We start from the raw sequence: 1238 nt of genomic DNA on the forward strand, positions 1-1238 counted from the left end.
TTTTTAACTGCCTGCGAAGATGAGGAAGACACTAAAGTAAGTTTAGAAACACAATTGGTAGGTACATGGCAAAGTATTACATTAGAAAGAATGAATTGTTCTTCACCAGATTCAGAAGGTTCTATTAGTCTCGATTGTCCTGATTTTTGTCTAACATTGGTTTTTAATTCTGATGGAACGAGTGAGGATTCTTATAAAGATCCTAATGATCAAGAAGCAGTGGTTAGTACGGGTTCTTATTCTGTTTCGGGAAGTGAATTAACAACTTGCTATGATAATGAGTGCGAGACTAGCAGTTTTCAGATTGCTGGAGATGTTTTAGTTATAACAAGTGTTGGGGAGGATACTGGTTGTACGTTAAAATTAACGTTGAATCGAATTTAATAAAAGATATAAATGAAAGAAGGGTATCCTGTTGGGGACACCCTTTCTCATTTTTCACTAACCAACTATTAATTTATAATTCCTGTAATTGTAGTATTCACGGTTACTTCACTAGAAGCTTCTACCGTAATGAATTCCAGTACGTTACCATCGACTTTAGTTTGTGACGATAGCATTGCTTCAAAAGTATACTCACCATCCTGATCATTATCTTCATAAGAGGCAAAGTGTAACTCATAGTCGCCCTCATTTAAGAAAGAAAGCTTGTAATTGCCATTATTAGAAACAGTAGCACTACTTACAGCATTACTAAATCTGATGTTAGCTTCACCACTTGGTTCGCTCTCTGTAGAAGCATTAAATGAACCTTTATTATAGGCAAATACAACTACTTTGCCAGTCGATCCGGTCATGCTTTCAGTATAGTTACCATCTATTGAACCGGTGCTATTTTTATTTACGACTCTTACAGAGTTGCTAAGACTAGCATCACTTACAAACTCAAACTTTCTTTCGTTGTCATTCGAGTATTTAATGGCTTTTCTCAAGTCAAAATCAGCCACAATCCTTGATTGAGTTGAGCTTTTCACTTCGTACGCACTATTTACAACTAATTCTCCAGTCGACCCGGCACTACTTTCTAGCTTTTGCTTCTCATTATTTGCAGTAAGTACATAGCAACCTGGAGCATTACCATTTGCGTCTGCTTCATAATCTAGTACGAAAGTGATATTTGAGTAAGTGCGTGCATCAAGCTCACCATTACCTAATACTTTTGTATTTCCATTTTGCAATGCCATTAGATCAAAAGTTTGTTTGCCTGAAAAGCCTGTAAAAGTTTTTCCATCAACCTT

At 36.3% G+C, this 1238-nt stretch carries 2 protein-coding genes; one reads left to right on the forward strand and one right to left on the reverse strand.

Annotated elements, in window-relative coordinates; translation table 11 throughout:
• On the forward strand, window positions 1–384 hold a 384-nt coding region (locus E1176_RS00830; protein WP_155208696.1), incomplete at its 5' end, for a lipocalin family protein.
• Window positions 385–452: 68 nt separating this feature from the next.
• Here the strand turns inward: E1176_RS00830 and E1176_RS00835 are convergent.
• On the reverse strand, window positions 453–1238 hold a 786-nt coding region (locus tag E1176_RS00835), incomplete at its 5' end, for a DUF4382 domain-containing protein (RefSeq protein ID WP_155208697.1).

Source organism: Fulvivirga aurantia, from assembly GCF_009711475.1.
Classification (GTDB): Bacteria; Bacteroidota; Bacteroidia; order Cytophagales; family Cyclobacteriaceae; genus Fulvivirga; species Fulvivirga aurantia.